Annotated in this window: 17 protein-coding genes; 3 read left to right on the forward strand and 14 right to left on the reverse strand. The window is 68.5% G+C overall.

Annotation, left to right across the window (positions count from 1 at the left end; translation table 11 throughout):
* The first annotated feature begins 48 nt into the window (after window positions 1–48).
* Window positions 49–1,395, forward strand: a complete 1,347-nt coding sequence (locus tag AC1REM_RS01765) for an ABC transporter substrate-binding protein (protein ID WP_492513031.1) — start codon at window positions 49–51, stop codon at window positions 1,393–1,395.
* 100 nt (window positions 1,396–1,495) lie between these two features.
* Complete coding sequence (locus AC1REM_RS01770; RefSeq protein WP_492513032.1) at window positions 1,496–3,226, forward strand: glycoside hydrolase family 35 protein; 1,731 nt, start codon at window positions 1,496–1,498, stop codon at window positions 3,224–3,226.
* A gap of 19 nt (window positions 3,227–3,245) precedes the next feature.
* On the opposite strand, the gene AC1REM_RS01775 is transcribed toward AC1REM_RS01770, so the two are convergent.
* The 9 genes from AC1REM_RS01775 to AC1REM_RS01815 all read right to left on the reverse strand — a co-directional run bounded on the left by AC1REM_RS01775 (window position 3,246) and on the right by AC1REM_RS01815 (window position 14,215).
* Window positions 3,246–3,620, reverse strand: a complete 375-nt coding sequence (locus tag AC1REM_RS01775) for a TIGR02611 family protein (RefSeq protein ID WP_492513033.1) — start codon at window positions 3,618–3,620, stop codon at window positions 3,246–3,248.
* 77 nt (window positions 3,621–3,697) lie between these two features.
* On the reverse strand, window positions 3,698–4,987 hold the full coding sequence (locus AC1REM_RS01780; protein ID WP_492513034.1) for an MFS transporter: 1,290 nt from the start codon (window positions 4,985–4,987) through the stop codon (window positions 3,698–3,700).
* Window positions 4,984–6,459, reverse strand: a complete 1,476-nt coding sequence (gene purF / locus AC1REM_RS01785) for an amidophosphoribosyltransferase (protein WP_492513035.1) — start codon at window positions 6,457–6,459, stop codon at window positions 4,984–4,986. The genes AC1REM_RS01780 and purF overlap by 4 nt, the downstream gene beginning before the upstream one ends.
* Window positions 6,460–6,465: 6 nt before the next feature.
* Window positions 6,466–7,578, reverse strand: a complete 1,113-nt coding sequence (gene purM, locus AC1REM_RS01790; RefSeq protein WP_492513036.1) for a phosphoribosylformylglycinamidine cyclo-ligase — start codon at window positions 7,576–7,578, stop codon at window positions 6,466–6,468.
* Between the two features lie 105 nt (window positions 7,579–7,683).
* Window positions 7,684–10,197 (reverse strand): HtaA domain-containing protein, encoded by a 2,514-nt coding sequence (locus tag AC1REM_RS01795; RefSeq protein WP_492513037.1) that lies wholly within the window; start codon window positions 10,195–10,197, stop codon window positions 7,684–7,686.
* Between the two features lie 184 nt (window positions 10,198–10,381).
* Entirely contained in the window at window positions 10,382–11,146 is a 765-nt protein-coding gene (locus tag AC1REM_RS01800; RefSeq protein ID WP_492513038.1) for a heme ABC transporter ATP-binding protein, read from the reverse strand.
* The gene (locus AC1REM_RS01805) at window positions 11,143–12,243 is read right to left on the reverse strand and encodes a FecCD family ABC transporter permease (protein ID WP_492513039.1); all 1,101 of its coding nucleotides are present in this window, start codon (window positions 12,241–12,243) and stop codon (window positions 11,143–11,145) included. The genes AC1REM_RS01800 and AC1REM_RS01805 overlap by 4 nt, the downstream gene beginning before the upstream one ends.
* On the reverse strand, window positions 12,240–13,349 hold the full coding sequence (locus AC1REM_RS01810) for a heme/hemin ABC transporter substrate-binding protein (protein WP_492513040.1): 1,110 nt from the start codon (window positions 13,347–13,349) through the stop codon (window positions 12,240–12,242). Before AC1REM_RS01810 ends, AC1REM_RS01805 begins: the two co-directional genes overlap by 4 nt.
* Window positions 13,346–14,215 carry an HtaA domain-containing protein gene (locus tag AC1REM_RS01815; RefSeq protein WP_492513041.1) on the reverse strand — a complete coding sequence of 290 codons (870 nt, stop codon included), beginning with the start codon at window positions 14,213–14,215 and terminating at the stop codon, window positions 13,346–13,348. Before AC1REM_RS01815 ends, AC1REM_RS01810 begins: the two co-directional genes overlap by 4 nt.
* Before the next feature lie 176 nt (window positions 14,216–14,391).
* Here AC1REM_RS01815 and AC1REM_RS01820 point away from each other — a divergent pair, with 176 nt between their 5' ends.
* Window positions 14,392–14,991 (forward strand): zinc-binding alcohol dehydrogenase, encoded by a 600-nt coding sequence (locus AC1REM_RS01820; RefSeq protein WP_492513042.1) that lies wholly within the window; start codon window positions 14,392–14,394, stop codon window positions 14,989–14,991.
* A gap of 39 nt (window positions 14,992–15,030) precedes the next feature.
* On the opposite strand, the gene AC1REM_RS01825 is transcribed toward AC1REM_RS01820, so the two are convergent.
* From AC1REM_RS01825 to AC1REM_RS01845, 5 genes are all read right to left on the reverse strand, one after another.
* Window positions 15,031–15,363: a S1 domain-containing protein gene (locus AC1REM_RS01825; protein ID WP_492513043.1), complete on the reverse strand. Its 333-nt coding sequence runs from the start codon at window positions 15,361–15,363 to the stop codon at window positions 15,031–15,033.
* A gap of 47 nt (window positions 15,364–15,410) precedes the next feature.
* Entirely contained in the window at window positions 15,411–15,779 is a 369-nt protein-coding gene (locus AC1REM_RS01830) for a sterol carrier family protein (RefSeq protein WP_492513044.1), read from the reverse strand.
* A 127-nt stretch (window positions 15,780–15,906) separates the two neighbouring features.
* Window positions 15,907–16,806: a glycine betaine ABC transporter substrate-binding protein gene (locus AC1REM_RS01835; protein ID WP_492513045.1), complete on the reverse strand. Its 900-nt coding sequence runs from the start codon at window positions 16,804–16,806 to the stop codon at window positions 15,907–15,909.
* 111 nt (window positions 16,807–16,917) lie between these two features.
* The gene (locus tag AC1REM_RS01840) at window positions 16,918–17,826 is read right to left on the reverse strand and encodes an ABC transporter permease (RefSeq protein WP_492513046.1); all 909 of its coding nucleotides are present in this window, start codon (window positions 17,824–17,826) and stop codon (window positions 16,918–16,920) included.
* On the reverse strand, window positions 17,823–19,097 hold the full coding sequence (locus AC1REM_RS01845) for a quaternary amine ABC transporter ATP-binding protein (RefSeq protein WP_492513047.1): 1,275 nt from the start codon (window positions 19,095–19,097) through the stop codon (window positions 17,823–17,825). The genes AC1REM_RS01840 and AC1REM_RS01845 overlap by 4 nt, the downstream gene beginning before the upstream one ends.
* Window positions 19,098–19,180: the final 83 nt, after the last annotated feature.

The raw sequence follows: 19,180 nt of genomic DNA on the forward strand, positions 1-19,180 counted from the left end.
AAGCACCACCCTGCCGCCCACAGACGGCCCCATCCTAAGGAAGAAGCAATGAAGCATCGCACTGCGGGCCTTCCCCGCACAGCAACCGTCCTCGCACTCGGCGTGGCCTCCGCCCTGGCCCTGGCCGGGTGTGGCGCCGCGGCCCCCGGCCCCGGCAGCGCCGAGTCCGGATCGATCGAGTCGATCAAGGCCGCCCTGGAGAAGGGTGGCGAGATCACGTACTGGTCGTGGACCCCGCAGGCCGAGGCACAGGTGAAGGCCTTCCAGAAGGCGTACCCGAACGTCAAGGTCAACCTCGTCAACGCGGGCACCAACAACGACGAGTACACGAAGCTGCAGAACGCGATCAAGGCGGGTTCGGGTGCGCCCGACGTCGTGCAGATCGAGTACTACGCCTTCCCGCAGTTCGCCCTGACCGACGCCTTCGTCGACCTGTCGAAGTACGGCTTCGCCGACCTCGAGGATGACTACACTGCGTCGACCTGGAACTCCGTCACCTCGGGTGACGCCATCTACGGCCTGCCCCAGGACTCGGGCCCCATGGCGCTGTTCTACAACAAGACGGTCTTCGACGAGCTCGGTCTCGCCGTGCCGACGACGTGGGACGAGTACGCCGCCGCCGGCGAGGCCATCCACGCCGCCGACCCGACGAAGTACATCACCAACGACATCGGAGACGCCGGTTTCGCGACGTCGATGATCTGGCAGGCCGGCGGCCAGCCGTTCCGCACCTCCGGCACCGACGTCACGATCGACCTGCAGGACGAGGGATCGAAGAAGTGGGCCGACACCTGGAACACGATGCTCGAGAAGGACCTCCTCGCTCCCTACGGCTCGTGGAGTGACGAGTGGTTCCAGGCGCTCGGCAACGGCAGCCTCGCAACCCTCGTGATCGGCGCATGGATGCCGGCGAACCTCGAGTCGGGCGCTCCGGATGCGTCGGGCGACTGGCGCGTCGCACCGATGCCGACCTACGACGGCTCTCCCGCCAGCGCGGAGAACGGCGGCGGCGGACAGGCTGTCACCACCCAGAGCAAGAACCCGGAGCTCGCAGCCGGATTCCTGTGGTGGCTCAACAACAGCACCGAGAGCGTCGATCTGTTCCTCTCCCAGGGAGGTTTCCCGTCGACCACCGCGCACCTCACCGACGAAGAGTTCCTGAGCTCCGCCCCCGAGTACTTCGGCGGCCAGGAGATCAACCGCGTACTGGCTGACGCCGCGGCCTCCGTCGTTCCCGACTGGCAGTACCTGCCCTTCCAGGTCTACGGAAACAGCATCTTCGGCGACACCGTCGGCCAGGCATACCAGGACGGCACCGACCTCAACGAGGGTCTCGTCGCCTGGCAGAAGGCTCTCGCGAAGTACGGCACCGAGCAGGGCTTCACCATCAAGTAGTCCGCAGCACCGGGAGGGCGGTCGGCCACCTGACCGCCCTCCCGCGCAGCATCCGCACCACAGCAGCACCCGCACGACCCAGTGAGCATGAGAGCGAATCGTGACCAGTTTCTCCATCGGTGAATCCGACTTCCTCCGCGACGGCGCGCCCCACCGCATCCTGTCGGGTGCGATCCACTACTTCCGCGTGCACCCCGACCTCTGGCAGGACCGCATCCGCAAGGCGCGTCAGATGGGGCTGAACACGATCGAGACGTACGTCGCGTGGAACGCCCATGAGGCCCGCAAGGGCGAGTGGAATGCCACCGGGTGGAACGACCTCGCGCGATTCCTCGACCTCATCGCCGCCGAGGGGATGGACGCGATCGTGCGCCCCGGCCCGTACATCTGCGCCGAATGGCACAACGGCGGCCTGCCCGTCTGGCTCACGAGCGATGACACGCTGCGACTGCGCAGCTCCGAGTCGGGGTACCTGCGCGACGTCTCCGCGTATCTGCGTCGCGTGTACGAGATCGTCGCCCCGCGGCAGATCGATCGCGGCGGCCCGGTCGTGCTCGTGCAGATCGAGAACGAGTACGGGGCCTACGGCCACGACAAGGAGTATCTGGCCGAGCTCATCCGCGTCACCCGCGACAGCGACATCACGGTGCCGCTCACCACGGTGGACCAGCCGCTCGCGCAGATGCTCGAAGACGGCAGCCTCCCGGAGCTGCACAAGACCGGATCCTTCGGATCGCGAGTCTCGGAGCGTCTGAGGGCACTGCGTGACGCGCAGCCGACCGGTCCTCTCATGTGCTCGGAGTTCTGGGACGGGTGGTTCGACTGGTGGGGCGGTGTGCACCACACGACGGATGCCACGGGTGCCGCCGCCGAGCTCGACGCGCTGCTCAGCGCGGGTGCATCGGTCAACATCTACATGTTCACGGGCGGCACGAACTTCGGCACCACGAACGGCGCCAACCACAAGGGCCGTTACCTGCCTCTGGCGACCTCCTACGACTACGACGCTCCGCTCGACGAGGCCGGGAACCCCACCGCGAAGTACTTCGCGTTCCAGGAGGTCATCGCCCGGCACACGGGCGCCGCTGTCGAGAAGCCGTCGAATGCGCCCCGGATCCCCGTCTTCGCTGTGCCGCTTGCCGCGGCCGGTTCCTGGACTCTGGATTCCACAGCTGCAGCAACCCCTGGTGCGCTGCCAACATTCGAGAAGCTCGGCACGCTGAGCCCGCTCGTCCGCTATGAGACCGAACTGCCACCCGGAAACTCCGGCGGACTGCTCGTGTTCGACGACGTTCGCGATCTCGCCTGGGTCACGGTCGACGGTCATCCCGTCGCGACGATCAGCCGCACGCTGGGAGTGCGGTCGGCGATGATTCCCGCCGGGTCCCGCCTCAGCGTTCTTGTCGAGGAGCAGGGACGCGTGAACTACGGTCCGCTGCTCGGCGAAGCCAAGGGCCTCATCGGGTCAGCGACGCTCGAGGGGCGCGCCCTTGACGAGTGGACGGCCACCCCGGTCGACCTGCATGCCGCCGCGGAGAGCGCGGATGCCGCGACATCCCCTCTGGGTCCGCGCCGTTGGACCGCGACTTTCTCACTCGACAACGCGAGTGATCTCTTCCTGCAGACGGAGGGCTGGGGCAAGGGCTTCGCCGTGCTGAACGGATTCGTCCTCGGCCGCTACTGGAGCAACGGCCCGCAGGGCACTCTCTACGTGCCGTCTCCGATCACCCGCACGGGTGAGAACCACCTGGTCGTTCTCGAACTCGAGCACGTACGCGAGCCGATCGCCCGATTCGTGAGCGCGCTCGATCTCGGGCCGCACGAGGAGTAACGGTCGCGGAAGGCCGCTCTCAACTCTGCTGCGCGGCCTTGCGCGCCTTCGCCTCGGCGCGGCGCGCATTCCACCAGGCCCAGAATCGGGCCAACATGCGCTTGAGCCAATCGGCCATCCGTCGCGCCCAGTGGAACTCGGTGCCGAGGATCGCCAACCCCAGGAAGACGACGAGCCAGCCCGGACCGGGGAGCGGGACGAGCAACAGACCGATCACCGCGACAAGGCCACCGAGGACCCCGACGGTGATGCGGTAGCCGAGCTCGAAGCGCGGATGCTGCGCGACCCACGCGCGTGCCCGTCGCAGCATCCGCCGGATCGGCCGGTCAGGATTCTCGCCGCGGGCGATGTCCGCGCTGATCTCACGGGAGAGTTCGTTCGCAGCATCCGTCATGCAGCGAGCATCTCACGATATATCTCGAATTTCCTGTGAACCGGTCTCGCCGCGCTCGGTCGTAGACCGGCCCTCGGTCACCAGGCCCCGTGGCGCGCTTCCCACTCGTCTTCGACGGTGCGACGGCGACCGGCGATCCACCCGGCGGGAAGGATCAGCACGAGCATGACCCCGAGCAGGATCAGCGGCACCTGCCACCCGTCGGTCAGCCCGTGGATCACGCCGACGAGCGGGGGGAAGATCGCCGCGACGCTGTACGCCACGCTCTGCGCGAAGCCGCTCAGAGCGACCGCGGTCTCGTGCGTGCGCGCCCGCACACTCATGAGCACCAGGCCCAGAGGGAACATGATGCCCGTCATCCCGAGCAGCACCACCCACAGAGGAAGCGCGGCCGTCGGCGCGAACAGCAGGCCGAGCACGCCCAGCACCCCGCCGATCGCGCCGATGAAGAACAGCGGACGGGTGGCCTGCCAGCGCACGACCAGAATCGGCACGAGCAGCGCGCAGGGCAGGCCGATCGCCCCGAACAGCGAGAGCAGCGCGCCCGCCTGCGCAGGCGTCACCCCCGCGATGTCGATGAGGATCGCGGGCATCCACGCGAACGACGTGTACGCGATGAAGGACGAGGTCGCGAGCACGAGACCCGTCGCCCAGGCGAGGGGGATCCGCCAGAGACGCGCGAGCAGGTTCGGACGCGCCGATGACACCACGATCGGACCGGTGGCCAGCACGCTCGGGTCTGTGCTGTCCAGACTCTCGGCGGAGGTCTTCACGACCGCGGCATCCGCGACCTGCGAAGGACGCAGCGCCAACAGCAGCCAGGGCACCAAAGCGGCGACGACGAACACCAACCAGAGACCGAGCGACACGCGCCATCCCGCCGCATCCGCCACCGGCACCGCGACCAGCGGCGGCAGGAACGTCGAGATCGCCATCATCGTCGAGTACAGCGTCATCATGAGGCCGAGACGATCAGCGAAGTACTTCTTCACCAGCGGCGGCAGCAACACGTTTCCGACGCCTACCGCAATGAACATCAGGACCGTGCTCACCAACAGCATGGGCGCACTGAACGAGAAGGCGCGCAGTCCCAGACCGATCGCCGACAGCACCAGCACGGCGACCGCCAGGCGCTCCAAGCCGAACCGGCGCTCCAGTGACGGAGTGAGCAGCCCGAAGATCGCGAAGCACACCGGCGGGGCCGAGCCGATCAGGCCGATGATGATCGGGGGCAGCACGAACTCATCGCCGATCGCCTCGTACAGCGGCGACAGCGAGGCGACGCCGGAACGCAACGAGAACGCGAAGAGGACGATGCCGAGCAACGCGAGGACCCGCCCCTGCCAGAGCGGGCGGGACACGTTCACGATGTCTGGGTGTCCTCGACCCAGGCCAGGTACTCCTCCGTCACGGTGCCCGTGACGTACGTGCCGGTGAAGCAGCTCATGTCGAGCTCTTCCAGTGCGGAGCCCTCGATGATCGCGGCTTTCAGGTCTTCGACCTCCTGGAACACCAGGTAGTCGCAGCCGAGTTCCTCCGCCATCTGCGGGATCGTGCGGCCGTGAGCGATGAGCTCGTGACGCGAGGGCATGTTGATGCCGTACACGTGCTGGTAGCGCACGGGCGGAGCCGCCGACGCGAACGTCACCGAGAGCGCGCCCGCGTCGCGGGCCATCTGGATGATCTCCTTGCTCGTCGTGCCGCGCACGATCGAGTCGTCGATCAGCAGCACGTTCTTGCCCTGGAACTCGGTCGACATCGCGTTGAGTTTCTGACGGACCGTCTTCTTGCGCACCGCCTGCCCCGGCATGATGAAGGTGCGGCCCACGTAGCGGTTCTTGTAGAAGCCCTCGCGGTACTCGATGCCGAGCTTGCGGGCGACCTCCATCGCCGCCGGACGGGACGAGTCGGGGATCGGCATGACCACGTCGATCTTGTCGCGCGGCACGTGCTTCGCGATCGTGTCGGCCAGGCGGTCGCCCATGCGCAGACGCGACTCATAGACCGAGACGCCGTTCATGACGGAGTCGGGACGCGCCAGGTACACGTACTCGAAAGAGCACGGCGCCAGGGTGACGGCATCCGCGCACAGCTGAGAGTGCAGCACGCCGTCGTTCGTGATGAAGACCGCCTCGCCCGGCTCGACATCGCGGACGATCTCGTAGTCGGCGTTCTCGAGCACGAGGGATTCACTCGCCACGACCCACTCGTCGCGCGTCGCGCCCGACTCGGGGTCGGTGGCCGTACGGCGACCGAGCATGAGCGGACGGATGCCGTGCGGGTCGCGGAAGGCGAGCAGACCGTAGCCGGCGATCACGGCGATGACGGCGTACGCGCCCTCGATACGGGTGATCGTGTGGGATACGGCCTCGAAGATGCGCTCCGGGTCGAGATCGACCGTCGAGGTCGTCGCCTGCAGCTCCCCGGCGAGCACGTTGAGCAGCAGCTCGGTGTCACTGGAGGAGTTGAGGTGACGCCGGTCGCGCTGCTCCATGTCGGTGGTCAGCTCACGCGTGTTCGTGAGGTTGCCGTTGTGCACGAGGATGATGCCGTAGGGCGCGTTCACGTAGAACGGCTGCATCTCCTCTTCGCTGGATGCGGTGCCCTTGGTGGCGTAGCGCACGTGACCGAGGCCGACCGTGCCGAGCAGCGCGCGCATGTCACGGGTGCGGAACGCCTCGCGTACCATGCCGCTCGCCTTGGCCTGATGCATGACGCCGTTCGGCTCAGCCGTGGCGATGCCCGTGGCATCCTGCCCACGGTGCTGCAGCAGAAGAAGAGCGTCGTAGATGTCCTGGTTGACCGGACCGGTGCCGACCATTCCGACTATGCCGCACATAGGGGGTTACTTCGCTCCGCCTTCTCGGTATGCACCGACGAGACGTACAGCCCCGCCGTCGACGCCCTTGGCGCCCTGTTCGAACTCACCCGCGGGACGCTCTGCGGTGGTGTGCACCGTCGCGACCTGCCAGGTGTCGATGCCGCCGGCCGTGAGGGCGGCGGCGATGTCGGATGCCACGTCGGCGGCGACCACGGCGAGGAAGCCGATGCCGAGGTTCCAGGTGCCCTCGCTGGACTCGAGCGAGTTGCCCGAGATCTCCGACAGCACACGGAAGACCGGTGCCGGCGACCACGTGGAGCGATCGACCTCGGCCCAGCTGCCGACCGGGAGCACACGTGCGAGATTGGCCGCGATTCCCCCACCCGTGACGTGGCTGAGCGCGTGCAGGCCATCGCCGAAGTCATCCGCGATGCCGAGCAGCGGCGTCGTATAAAGGCGCGTGGGCGTCAGCAGGGCTTCACCCCAGGTGGTGCCGAGGTCGGCAGCCTGGTCGGCGTAGTTGATGCCGGCGTTCGCGATGATGTGGCGAACGAGCGAGTAGCCGTTGGAGTGCAGACCGCTGGAAGCCAGTGCGAGGACCACATCGCCGTCCTGCACGCGGTCAACACCCAGCATCCGCTCGGCCTCGACGACACCGGTCGCGGCGCCCGCGACGTCGTAGTCGTTGATGCCCAGAAGGCCCGGGTGCTCGGCCGTCTCGCCGCCGACGAGCGCCGTGCCCGTGAGCGTGCACGCCTCAGCGATGCCGCGGACGATGTCGGCGATGCGCTCGGGGAAGACCTTGCCGCAGGCGATGTAGTCGGTCATGAAGAGCGGTTTCGCGCCCACCACGACGATGTCGTCGACGACCATGCCGACGAGGTCGTGGCCGATCGTGTCGTGCTTGTCGATCGCCTGGGCGATCGCGACCTTCGTGCCGACGCCGTCGGTGCTCGATGCGAGCAGGGGCTTCGTATAGCCCAGCAGCGCGCTGGCGTCGAAGAGTCCGGCGAATCCGCCGACCCCTCCGAAGACCTCGGGGCCGTGCGTCGCGCGCACGGCAGACTTCATGAGTTCGACGGCCAGGTCGCCGGCAGCCGTATCGACTCCGGCTTCGGCATAGGTGTGAGACGACACTCCTTGATCCTACCGCGACCGGGCGCGTCGACAGACGCCGAAGGCGGGGCAGCCGACTCCGAAGAATCGACCGCCCCGCCCGTGATCAGCGAGTGCGTCGGTGCGTCAGCTCTCGATCAGGCGACGACGACGGATGACCGTCAGCGCCAGTCCCGCGACGAGCAGCAGCGCGCCGATGCCCAGGCCGGCGAAGTCCGGCTCTGCACCGGTCGTGGCCAGGCCGTCCGTGCTGGAATCGCAGGGAACCTCGGCTCCGAGCGGGAAGCGGATCGACACCGGGTCGAGCGCGTCACCGGCGGCGTAGAAGCCTGCGAAGGCCTCCGCGCCGGCGCTCGTGAGCGTCGCCGGAGCATTCGTCCACGAGATCGCGGATCCCGAGGTCGAGGCATCCGAGAGCGAGAGCGTCGCGAAGTTCACACCCGAGGCGTTCACGTCCGGCGAGCCGTTGAAGCCCTTCGACGACACGTCGAGGATGAGCTGCGCCGACGAGCCCGTGACCCGCACGCGCGGGTTCGACAGCGTCAGGTCCAGCGCACCGGAGTGGCCGGTGAACTGCATGCTGCCGCCGAAGGAGACCCGTCCGTTGCCGGTCTCCGTGCTGTATGCACCGGATCCGCTGCCCCAGCCGCCCGACACCGCACCCTTGGCGATGCCACCCTGGACGTAGCTCACGAAGCTGGCCTTCACGCCCCATTCGAAGCTCGCACCGTCGACGGCGCGCGCGAGGCACACGGGTGCCGCGGGCTTCTCCGGAGCCGGTGCGGCCGTGATCGTCACGGGGAAGCTCGCCGTGGCCGAACCCGAGGTCGCGACGATCGTGTGCTCGCCGGCCGGAACCGTGGCCGGGATCTTCCCAGTGAAGCGGAACGCTCCGTCGGCCGATGCGACGGTCGCGCCGAGGTCGACGGGATCGGAGTGCAGCACGAGTGCCACGTTGCCGAGAGCCGGGAACCCGGTGCCGGTGATCGTGAACTCGCCCCCCTGGACGACCGTCGGCGCGCTGAGCGCGAGCGTGGGCTTCTCGGGGATGACGGCGGCGGCGACCGTGACGGGCGCGAACGCGTCGAGCGTGCGGTTCGTGATCGACAGCGCGTGCGCTGCCGATGTGGCGACGTTGTACTCGCCCTCGGAGCTCAGCGTGCCCGCGGGAATCGTGACGGTCGTGGTGAACGCGCCGTCGACGATCTGCGAGGCAGGAACCCAGCCCTGGGTGATCCAGCCGGCCGAGACGAGCGGGCCGCTACCGTCCCACACCGACTTCTCGCCGAACAGGATGTAGGCGCCGTTGATCGCGCCATCACCGATGTAGCCGGACCCGGTGACGGTGAGCACGTTCTCGACACTCGGGTCGAGATCGGCGTTCGGGGTGACCGTGAGGGTCGGTGCCGGGATGGTCGACGGGGTCTTGAACAGCACGGGGGTGAACGTCTCGAACGGCGCGTACTTCGCGCCGCCGCCGCCGTAGGTGTAGATGCCCCAGCGGCCGTTCTCCAGCCCCTCGGCCTCGCTCACCGTGAGCGTCGTCGAGAAGGTGCCGTCTTCAGCGATCACGATGCCGCCGCGTGCGGCGCCGCCGATCGTGGCGAGGTCGGCCTCGTGCACGCCCCACTTCTGCTCGATGACCTTGCGCGCGCTGCTGGGCGCATTCGCGGAGGGCTTCCAGTTCTCGGCGAAGGAGCCGAAGACGACGTAGGCGCCGGTGAACTTTCCGGCCAGCGGCGGGCGGGTGCCTGAGGTGTCGGGCGCGTTCGGCAGGAAGCCGGAGCCCGTCACGGTGACGGTCTCACCGGCGGGATCGATGTTGATCGACTTGCTGACCGTCACGGTCGGCGTCGGACGCACGGGCCCGGTCGCCTCGGAGACAGTGTGCGCGACGGCGTTCGACGCGGATCCGGTGAACGCCGCGGCGTCGGTCGGGGTGAACTCGGCGCGGAAGGAATGCGCGCCGACGGTGGCGTTCTCCAGGCTGAGGGTTGCCGCGCCGTCGACCGCGTCGACGCCGAATGCGAGCGACGTCTCGCCATCGAGGAAGCGGAATGTTCCTGCGGCGGCGGGGCTCACGGTGGCAGAGATCGAGATCGCCTGGCCCTCGGTCGAGGTGCCTGCCGGCGAGACCGTGACGGTCGTCGAGGTCTGCGTCGCAGGCTCGGGCTCTGCGGCGGCGTAGACGAGCGGGATGCTGGTCTTCTGCGTCTCGTCACGGCCACCGTGCGCCTGGCGGGTGTGCACGACGTACTCGACACCGTCGGCGAAGGCCGGGGCCGGGAGCTCTACGGAGAACGAGCCGTCGGTGTTCATCGGCGCCGTGGCTCCGAGGCCAGGCATGGTGCCCACAGCGTTGCCCACCGCGACCCAGGCGAGGATCGTGTCGGCTGAGGCTCCGACCTGACGGATGCCGACGTAGACGCCGTTCGCGGTGGGGTCGGGGTTGAACCCTGCACCCTCGATGGTGACGGGGCCGCCGTCGCGGGGCGCTTCGGTGACGGTCAGCTCCGCCCCTCCAGCTGCGTACGCGGGCGCAGCGCCAAAGGCGGCCCCCGAGATCGTCAGCGCTGCGGCGAGCAGCGCCGCCAGCAGGCGCGAGCGCGGTCTGCGCGGCGCCGTACGGGTGTGAGACACAGTCTTCTCCTCTGATGTGCGAGCCGGCCTGGCTCGGCGGGTGCGAAATGACGGGTGGTTCGCGAGGCTCGCGCAGAGTAAGGCAAGCCTATCCTTAGTCAATCTCGACTCTAGTGAGGATACCCTTCCCTGGCAAGTCGCTGAGCGCCGGATGCCGCATCGACACCACAGCGCGACATGCACCTCAGCGCCGGGGAATCACCAGAGGGTGGCCGTTGATCGGATCCGTGATCACGGCCACGGGCGCCCCGTAGACGGCCTCGATGCGCTCCTGGGTCAGGACCGCCGCCGGAGAGCCATGGGCGACACTGCGCCCGCTCTCGAGCATCGCGATCTCATCCGCGAACGCCGCGGCGAGAGAGAGGTCATGCAGGACGACGATCACCGCCCGCCCTTCGTCGGCCAGATCACGGGCACTGCGCAGAAGCTCCTCTTGGTGCCGCAGGTCGAGAGCCGCGGTCGGCTCGTCGAGCATGACGACGGGGGTGTCCTGCACCAGCACCCGCGCGAAAGACACCCGCGCCTGCTCCCCGCCCGACAGCGAGCCGTAAGCGCGATCCGCCAGGTGCCCCACGTCGGCCCGGCGCATCGCCTCCGCGATGATCTCGTCGTCGTCGCGGTCGGCACCCTGCCACGGCGCCGCCCCCATCTCGACAACCTGAGCGACCGTGTACGCGAAGGAGACACGGTTGGACTGCAGCAGCACGGAACGCCGCCGGGCCAGATCGCGGGCGCGCAGTTGCGCGACGTCCTCCCCGTCCAGCAGCACGCGACCCGCGGTAGGCGCGATGTCTCCGGAGAGCGCTCCGAGCAGCGTCGACTTGCCCGCCCCATTGGGGCCGACCAGAGCGAGCACCCGCCCGTACGCGATGCACAGCGACACGTCGGCGAGAAGGTGCGACCCGCCGAGACGGTAAGACACCTCTTCCACGGAGTACGCGACGGTCACGACCAGCCCCCTGCATTTCGTCGGATGAGCCAGTAGAAGAAGGGACCGCCGAGCAGCGATGTGAGGATCCCGATCGGCAGGTCAGCCGCGGGCACTGCCGTCCGGGCGAACAGGTCGGCGAACACCAAGAGCACACCGCCACCCAGGAACGAGGCGATCATGAGGGGACGTGTCGCCGGCCCCAGGATGCCGCGGAACAAGTGTGGGATGACGAGACCGACGAAGGCGATGATGCCGACGAAGGCCACAGCGACTCCCGTGAGCAGCGCGACCAGCACGATCGACAGGATGCGCAGCCGCTCGACACGCACGCCCAGGTGCGCGGCTGTGCGGTCTCCGAGCGCGAGGAGGTCGTAGCGCGGGGCGGCGAGGAGTGCGATCACCAGCGAGATCGCCGTGACGGACGCCACGATCGCGACCTCACCCCAGCGGGAGCCGTTCATGGATCCGAGCTGCCAGAACACGATCTGCTCGCGCGACGCCGCGCTGCCGGCGAACATGAGCACGGCCAGCAGCGCTCCCGCGAAGGCGTTGACCGCGATTCCGGTGAGGATCAGACGCACCGACTCTGTGCGGCCGCGCACGCGGGCAGCACCGTAGACGAGCAGTGTGGCACCGAAGCCGCCCGCGAAGGCGAGCGCTGCCGTGACCCACGAGCCTGCCGAGGTCAGTCCGAGCGTGATCGCGACCGCGGCACCGACGGCCGCACCGGAGGAGACTCCGACGACGCCGGGCTCCGCGAGCGGGTTGCCGAAGATCGCCTGCATCACGACGCCGGCCACAGCGAGTGCGCCACCGACGAGCAGCGACATGAGCACCCGCGGGAAGCGGATCTGCCGCAGCGTCGACTCGACCATCGGTGAGATCGGCTCGCCGATGCCCGTGATGCCGATCCCTCGCAGGAGTGCGGTGCCCATCTCTGCGGGGGAGATCGGAAGCTGGCCCGACCCGGCCGAGACGAGCACGCCGATCAGGAGCACGACGGACAGCACGGGCGCGACGATCCAGATGCGGGCGCGGCGCGGCCGGCCGACTGCGGTCGCTTCCGCGCGCGTGACTCGATCGGGAGCCGCGCGGACCGTCACGTCGGCGCTCACGACCGCACGCGCAGGTCAGGAGCGTAGATCGCACGGGCGAGCGCGCGCAGCACATCCGCCGACCGGGGACCGAACGACAGGATCTGCGCGTCGTCCATATCGACGAACCGCTGCTTCCGTCCCGCCGCGGTCACCGCGATCGCGGGCTTCTCCTCGATCAGCCCCTGCGCGCCGCCCGCGGATTCGAGCCCGTGCGTCATCACGAGGATGAGGTCAGGGTCTGCGGCTGCCATCGCCTCGTCAGTCATGGGCCGCATGCCCGCCCAGCCGAGCTCGCCCGCCACATCCACGCCGCCGACCGCCTCGATGAGCGCGTCCGCTCCGGATTCCTCTCCGAAGAGGTAATAGACACCCGCCGAGCCACGCACGTAGAGGAACAGCATGCGCACGCGATCGCTCGGCTCCGTCGGGGCGATCTCCGCGATCTCCGCGACGGCGGACTGAATGTCCGCAGCGATGCGGGTCGCGAGCTCGTCACCGACCTGCGGCACGCCGAGCACGGCGGCGACATCCCGTGCGAGCACGGCCGCCCCCTCGAAGGAGGGCTCGTTCTGCACGGCGACGACCGTGATCCCCACATCGCGCAACTGCTCGACGACATCGCGCGGGCCGATGGAGCCGTCGGTGAGGACGAGAGTCGGCGCCAGCGCGATGATCGCCTCACTGTTGATCGTGTGGCCCGGGCCCGTGACGACGGGAAGCTCGTGCGGGCCGGGGAACGTCGTCGCCGCGTCGCGGCCCACGAGCTGTTCACCGAGGCCGAGTGCCCAGACGGTGGCCGCGAGCGAGCCCGCACGGTCGATGGCGATGACACGGGATGCGTCCTCGATCGTGACCTCGGTCTCGCCCGCCATATCGTACGAGGTCACGGACGTGGGCAGGGAAGCTGGAGGGGCATCCGCGATCGGCTGGATGCGCAGCTCATCGAGAACGGCGGTCGACGGACCTTCCCAGGAGCGCGGATCGTCGAGGGGGATCAGCTCAGACAGCGCGGGCAGCGTTTCCGCGTCCGGAAGAGACGTCGGCGGCGCGGAGACTCCCGTCGCGCACCCGGCGAGCGCGAGCAGGCTCAGCGCGGCGAGCGCCGCGGTGAGCCGCCGTCTCATGGTGCGTCCTCAGCGTGTGCGCCACGGACCGCCGAGACGACGGCACGACGACGGCGCACCGCCCAGAAAGCCGTGGCTCCGGCGACAACGAGGACTCCCCCGGCGACCGCCCACCAGACGCCCGCGGGCACGGTGTCCGCGGTCGTCTCCTCGCTGGCGAGCGCGACGGCCGATGCCTCGGGCTCGGGCGTCTCGACGACAGGTTCAGCGCACTCCAGGACGAACGAGAACGACAGCGGATCCATCGCGGTGCCCGCTTCGTAGCTGCCGAAGGCGGCGAAGCCCTCGGGCGTGATCGTGGCGGCGACGGCGGATGCGACGACCTGACCGCTCCCGGTCAGGGGAAGGGTTCCGGCGTCGAGATCGAGGGCGACCATCGGAATCTGCGGATGGGTCTGCACGGCATCCGTGGCTCCGGCGAGCGCGTCCTCCATCGAGACCCCGCTGATGTCGACCTTCAGTTGGGGCTGCTGCCCCTCGCTCAGCACCAGGGTGGGATTCGCGAAGGTCGTGCGCAGCAGGCCGTTGTGGCCCGTGAAGGTGACGACGCCGTCGAAGGCGATCTCGCCGGATCCGGTCGCGTCGAGCGAACCGTGGGCACCGCTCCAGGTGAACTCAGGGGTCGTATAGCTCGCGCCCTCCGCCGCTTCCCACGCACCCTTGGCGATCGTGCCCGAGATGTACGAGCGGAACGACTCCTTGACGCCCCAGCTCAGAGTGCCATCCGTGACGGCGCAGACGCTCTCATCGGTCGCAGCCGATGCCGGGACGGCGGCACTACCCGCGGCGAGCGCACCGATGCTGAGGGCGATCGCGGTGAGGACGTGAGGACGGGCGCGATGGCGTGGAGCCGGCGAAAGCGACATGGAGGACCTCTCTGCGACGTCGCTTCGGGGCGACCTGTGGGGAACTCTTATACGGTAAGCCTTACCTAACCCCGCGAGCAAACCGCGCATGCCGGCGCCGCCGAACATGACGCAAGTACGACACCCGGAGCATCCACCCCTCGCCCCAGCAGCGCCCGCCTCCTACGATGGGGCACATGGGCGAGAAGCCGCAGTGGCTCGTACGCGAAGACGCCGGCGTTCCGGTGCTTCTGGCGCTCGCCCTGCGCCAGAAACTGGGCATCCGCGAGCCGCTCGACCTGCCGGCGCTGCGCGATCTGCCCGTCCGCTCACCTGACGCCCCGGAGACCACGGTCACACTGGAGCAGCAATGGCGTGCGCTCTGGGAGATGACGGTCGAGCCGCGCGCGCATCCCGCCCCCGGACCGCTGGAGCTCGTCGACGGCTTCGACACTCTCGTCGCCCTGCCCGCGACCGGTGCCGAGGAGCTGCGCGCCGCGATTGTCCCGCACGCCGCCTCCGCGTTGCGCTACGCCCGCGAGACGCAAGCCCGCTACACGCGCACGGTCGGGCATGAGAGCAACGCCTACCGCGCCTATGCCTCAGCGATCGCCGAGTTCGAGCGCGAGGTGGGTCGCCGGGCGCATTCGTTCGAACTCAACGTGCACGTCCTGCCGTTCACGCAGCGCGGCCTCTGGTGGATCGGCTCTCTCAGCGTCGCCGTCACCGATGGCATGCGACGCGATGTCGTCGCCTTCGATCAGGCGATCCGGCCGGTCATCAGCCAGCTCGCGTGAGGCACGCGACGGCGGATGCTGCGTGGCATCCGCTCTCGCTCAGTCCTCGTCGGGTGCGGTGACGATCGTCTCGTGGTCGACGCGCACGATGCGGTCGTGACGACGCGCGAGGCGCTCGAGAATCACGCCGACGAGGCCGCCGAGAGCGATGCCGATCGGGGCCGTCCACAGGAGGACGAAACCGAACACCTGGGTCGGCGGGTAGACGACGTTGAGCACCTCCGACGGCGCCTGGCTGCCGGACAGCGCGATGATCGCCGCAACCAGGACACCCAGCACACCGCCGATGGCCATCAGCACGCCGTAGCGCGGCACGCGACGGACACGCGCTTCGACGATCTCGTCGCGGGATGTGGGGCGCTCAGCAGACATGGCTCCATTGTCCCACCCCTGCCTATGCCCGCGCACAGAGACGGCGCCTACGGGCGCAACGGCAGAAGGTCGGCGAGATGCGCGCGGATGCCGGAGGCCTGCACCCGACCGGACGCGGCGGCGTCATCCCAGCTCTCGCCGCCCGTGGCGACGGCGATCCACGTGGCAGCATCCATCTCGATCACGTTCGGCGGGGTGCCGCGCGTGTGCTTCGGCCCCTGTACGACCTGCACGGCGCCGAACGGCGGAACCCGCACCTCGACGCTGTTGCCCGGCGCCTTCTCATCCAGCAGCTGCAGCAGGTAGCGAACCGCGGTGCCGTACTCGCTGCGTTGCGGCTTCCCCCCGGCGGCGAGCGCATCCTGCGTCGCCGTCAGCGCTGCGCGCCCGAGCGCGGTATCGATCTTCTTCGCCACGGCTTCAGCCTAGGCGCGTGCGGTCGCGGGGTGGCATCCGCGTGCTGCCACAGATTTGAACGAGGGGGTCGCGGCACGCAGCCACGACCCCCTCGCGGGCACGGCATCCTGCCGCGCGCCACCAGACCTACGACGCCGTGAGGCTGTCGACGTAGTCCTTGTTCTCGTCCATCCACTTCCGCACGATCTCGGTGTAGTCCGTGACGGTCTCGTCGGTGTTGTACATGACGTTCTCGAGCGAGAACAGCAGATCCGAGCTGAGCGTGAAGTCCTTCAGCCAGCCGTTGACCTCGGCGAAGTCATCGGCGAACCCGGTGCGCGTCACCGTGTGGATCGACTCGGCAGCGCCCAGGGTGCCCTCCGGGTCGGCCAGGTCCTTGATGTCGAAGGCGTCATAGGCCCAGTGGGGACGCCAGAGCGTCACGGCGATGTTCTTGCCGCTGTCCAGCGCCTTGCTGAGCTCTGCGAGCATCGCGGGCGTGGACGACGTGATGTAGTCCATGCCATCGAGCTTGTAGGTGGGGATCACATTGTTCTGCGTCGCCTCGGTGAGGCCGGCACCGGGCTCGATGCCGATGAGGCGGTTGTCGAACGCCTCGGCGTTGGCGGCGAGATCTGCGAGCGAGTCGACGGGTGCGTCCGCGTTGACCGCGATCGTGAGCTTGGCGTCTTCGTTCCATGCGCCGAGGTCGACGATGTCGTCGCCGTACTGCTCGAAGTACGACGCGTGGGTCGTCGGCAGCCAGCCATCCAGTGCGAGGTCGTAGTCGCCCTTGGCGAGACCGGCGAAGACAGGGCCCGCGTCGGCGTACTCGAGGGTGACGTTGTAGCCCTTGTCTTCGAGGGCGATCTTCCACAGGTATGAGGCCGCTTCGCCTTCGGGCCAGCCGTTGAAGACGCCGATCGTGATGTCCTTGGACGCCTCGCCTCCGGACTCCCCCGGCGCGGTGGTGCCGCTCGCGCAGCCGGTCAGGGCGAGCGCGGCTGCTGCTCCCAGCGCGAGTGCGCTGATGAGGTGCTTCTTCATGGTGTTTCCTTTCCTCCTGCGTGCTGTGTCGCAGGTGTTGGGGATGCCCGCGGTCTACCGCGAGCCGTCGGTGCGCACGCGCACCTCGGTCTTGATGAGTGGGGGGGCGACTCAGGCGGCGACGGGGGCGGATGCCTCGACAGGCGCGGCCTTCGACGTTGGAGTCTTCGCGGCCGGCCGCGCGGGGCGCTTGCGCGCTCGGCCGAAACCGCCGGTGACACGGTCGAGGATCATCGCGATGATCACGACCGAGAGTCCCGCTTCGAATCCGAGTCCGATGTCGATGCGGCTGAGCGCCTGGATGATGTCCTTGCCGAGACCCGGCGCGCCGACCATGCTCGCGATGACGACCATCGACAGCGAGAGCATGATCACCTGGTTGACGCCGGCCATGATCGACGGCATCGCCAAGGGCAGCTGGATCTGCCGCAGAATACGACCGGGAGTGGCGCCGAAGGCGTGCCCCGCCTCGACGACCTCCGCGTCGACGCCGCGAATGCCGAGCTCGGTCAGACGCACTCCCGGTGCGACGGCGAAGAGGATCGTCGCCACGATTCCGGGCACGACGCCGACGCTGAACAGGAAGATCGCGGGAATCAGGTAGACGAAGGCGGGCATCGTCTGCAGGAAGTCGAGCACCGGTCGGACGACGGCTGACACGCGCGCCGACCTCGACGCCCAGATGCCCACGGGAATCGCGATGAGGATCGCGATGAACGCCGCCACCAAGGTGAGCGCGAGCGTCTGCATCGCCTTCTCCCACTGGTCGACGCCGACGATCACGACGAGGCCGATCGCGGCACCGAGGGCGAGCTTCCACCCCTTGGCCCAGAACGACAGGGCGACGATCACGAGGATGATCACCCAGAACGGCGGCGTCGTGAGCACCCAGGCGACTCCGTCGTAGAAGCCGGTGAAGATCGTCGCGATGACGTCGAAGAAGAGGCCGAGCGTGTCGGTCACCCAGCCGATGAAGGCCTTCGCCCAGTCACCGAGCGGAATGCGGAATCCGTCGATCATGCGAGGCTCCCTTCGCTCGCCGCATCCACGAGCGGGGTGAACTGGGCCACCATCTCGATCGGCGTCTGAATGATCGGCATCTCGCGCGTCGTCGGAGAGACGTTGCCGAGCGCAGCGAGCAGCGTCACACGGGGGATCACGCCGATGAGTCGGCGGTTCTCATCGACCACGGCCAGCGGGACGGGCGTCTCGACGGCGCGCTCGACGATGTCGGTGAGCAGATCGTCGGGGCCGACCGTCAGCACCGACGCATCCACGACCGAACGCAGATCGGTCTGCCCCGCCTTGACCGCGCGAATCACAGCGCGGTCGGTGACGACGCCGACGAGGCGCCGGTTCTCGACGGCGAACACGGCGCTGGCCTGCTGCTCGCGCAGTGTGCGCAGGGCGCCGCGGACTCCGGCGCTCACGGGCGTCGTGAGGTGCGGCGGCTCCATGACGGCGCTCGCGGTGAGCACTCGCGTGCGGTCGACGTCCTGCACGAACTGCGCGACGTAGTCATTCGCGGGGTCGGTGAGGATCTCCTCAGGAGTGCCCTGCTGCACGATGCGCCCATCGCGCATGACGGCGATGCGGTCACCGAGGAACATGGCCTCGTTGAGGTCGTGTGTGATGAAGATGATGGTGCGGCCGAGCTCCTGCTGCAGCTCGATCAGCTGCTCCTGCATCTCACGGCGGATGAGTGGATCGAGGGCGGAGAAGGCCTCATCCATGAGAAGGATGTCGGTGCCGGCGGTCAACGCACGGGCGAGGCCGACACGCTGACGCATGCCGCCGGAGAGCTCGTCGGGGTAGGCATCCGCCCGGTCGCCCAGTCCCACTCTCTCGAGAATCTCGCGCGCCTGCGCAAGGCGCGTGGCTTTCGCGACGCCCTGGATCTCCAGCGCGTACGCGGCGTTGTCCAGCACGGTGCGGTGCGGCAGCAGGGCGAAGTGCTGGAAGACCATCGACACAGATTGACGACGGATGCCGCGCAACTCGGCCGCTGACGCGGCCGTCACGCTGTGGCCCTGCACGACGACATCGCCGTCGGTGGGCGTCAACAGGCCGTTGAGCATGCGGATGATGGTGGACTTGCCGGAACCTGAGAGGCCCATGATGACGAAGATCTCACCGCGGTTGACGGTGAAGCTCGCATCGATCACCGCCGCCGTTCCGGCGTCTGCGACTTCGGAACGGCTCTGGCCGGCCTTGAGCCGGCGGACAGCCTGGTTCGGGTTCTTTCCGAAGACTTTGTAGAGATTGCGCGCTTGTAGTGCGATTTCGGACACGTTTCCCCCGCGGCCCACCGTGATTTCGGGTAGCGGGAGCCGCTTCGGTTACGCCCGGGTGATGATTCCAAGGCCGCTTCGAC

This window comes from Microbacterium sp. GW823-FHT02G05 (genome assembly GCF_058797175.1).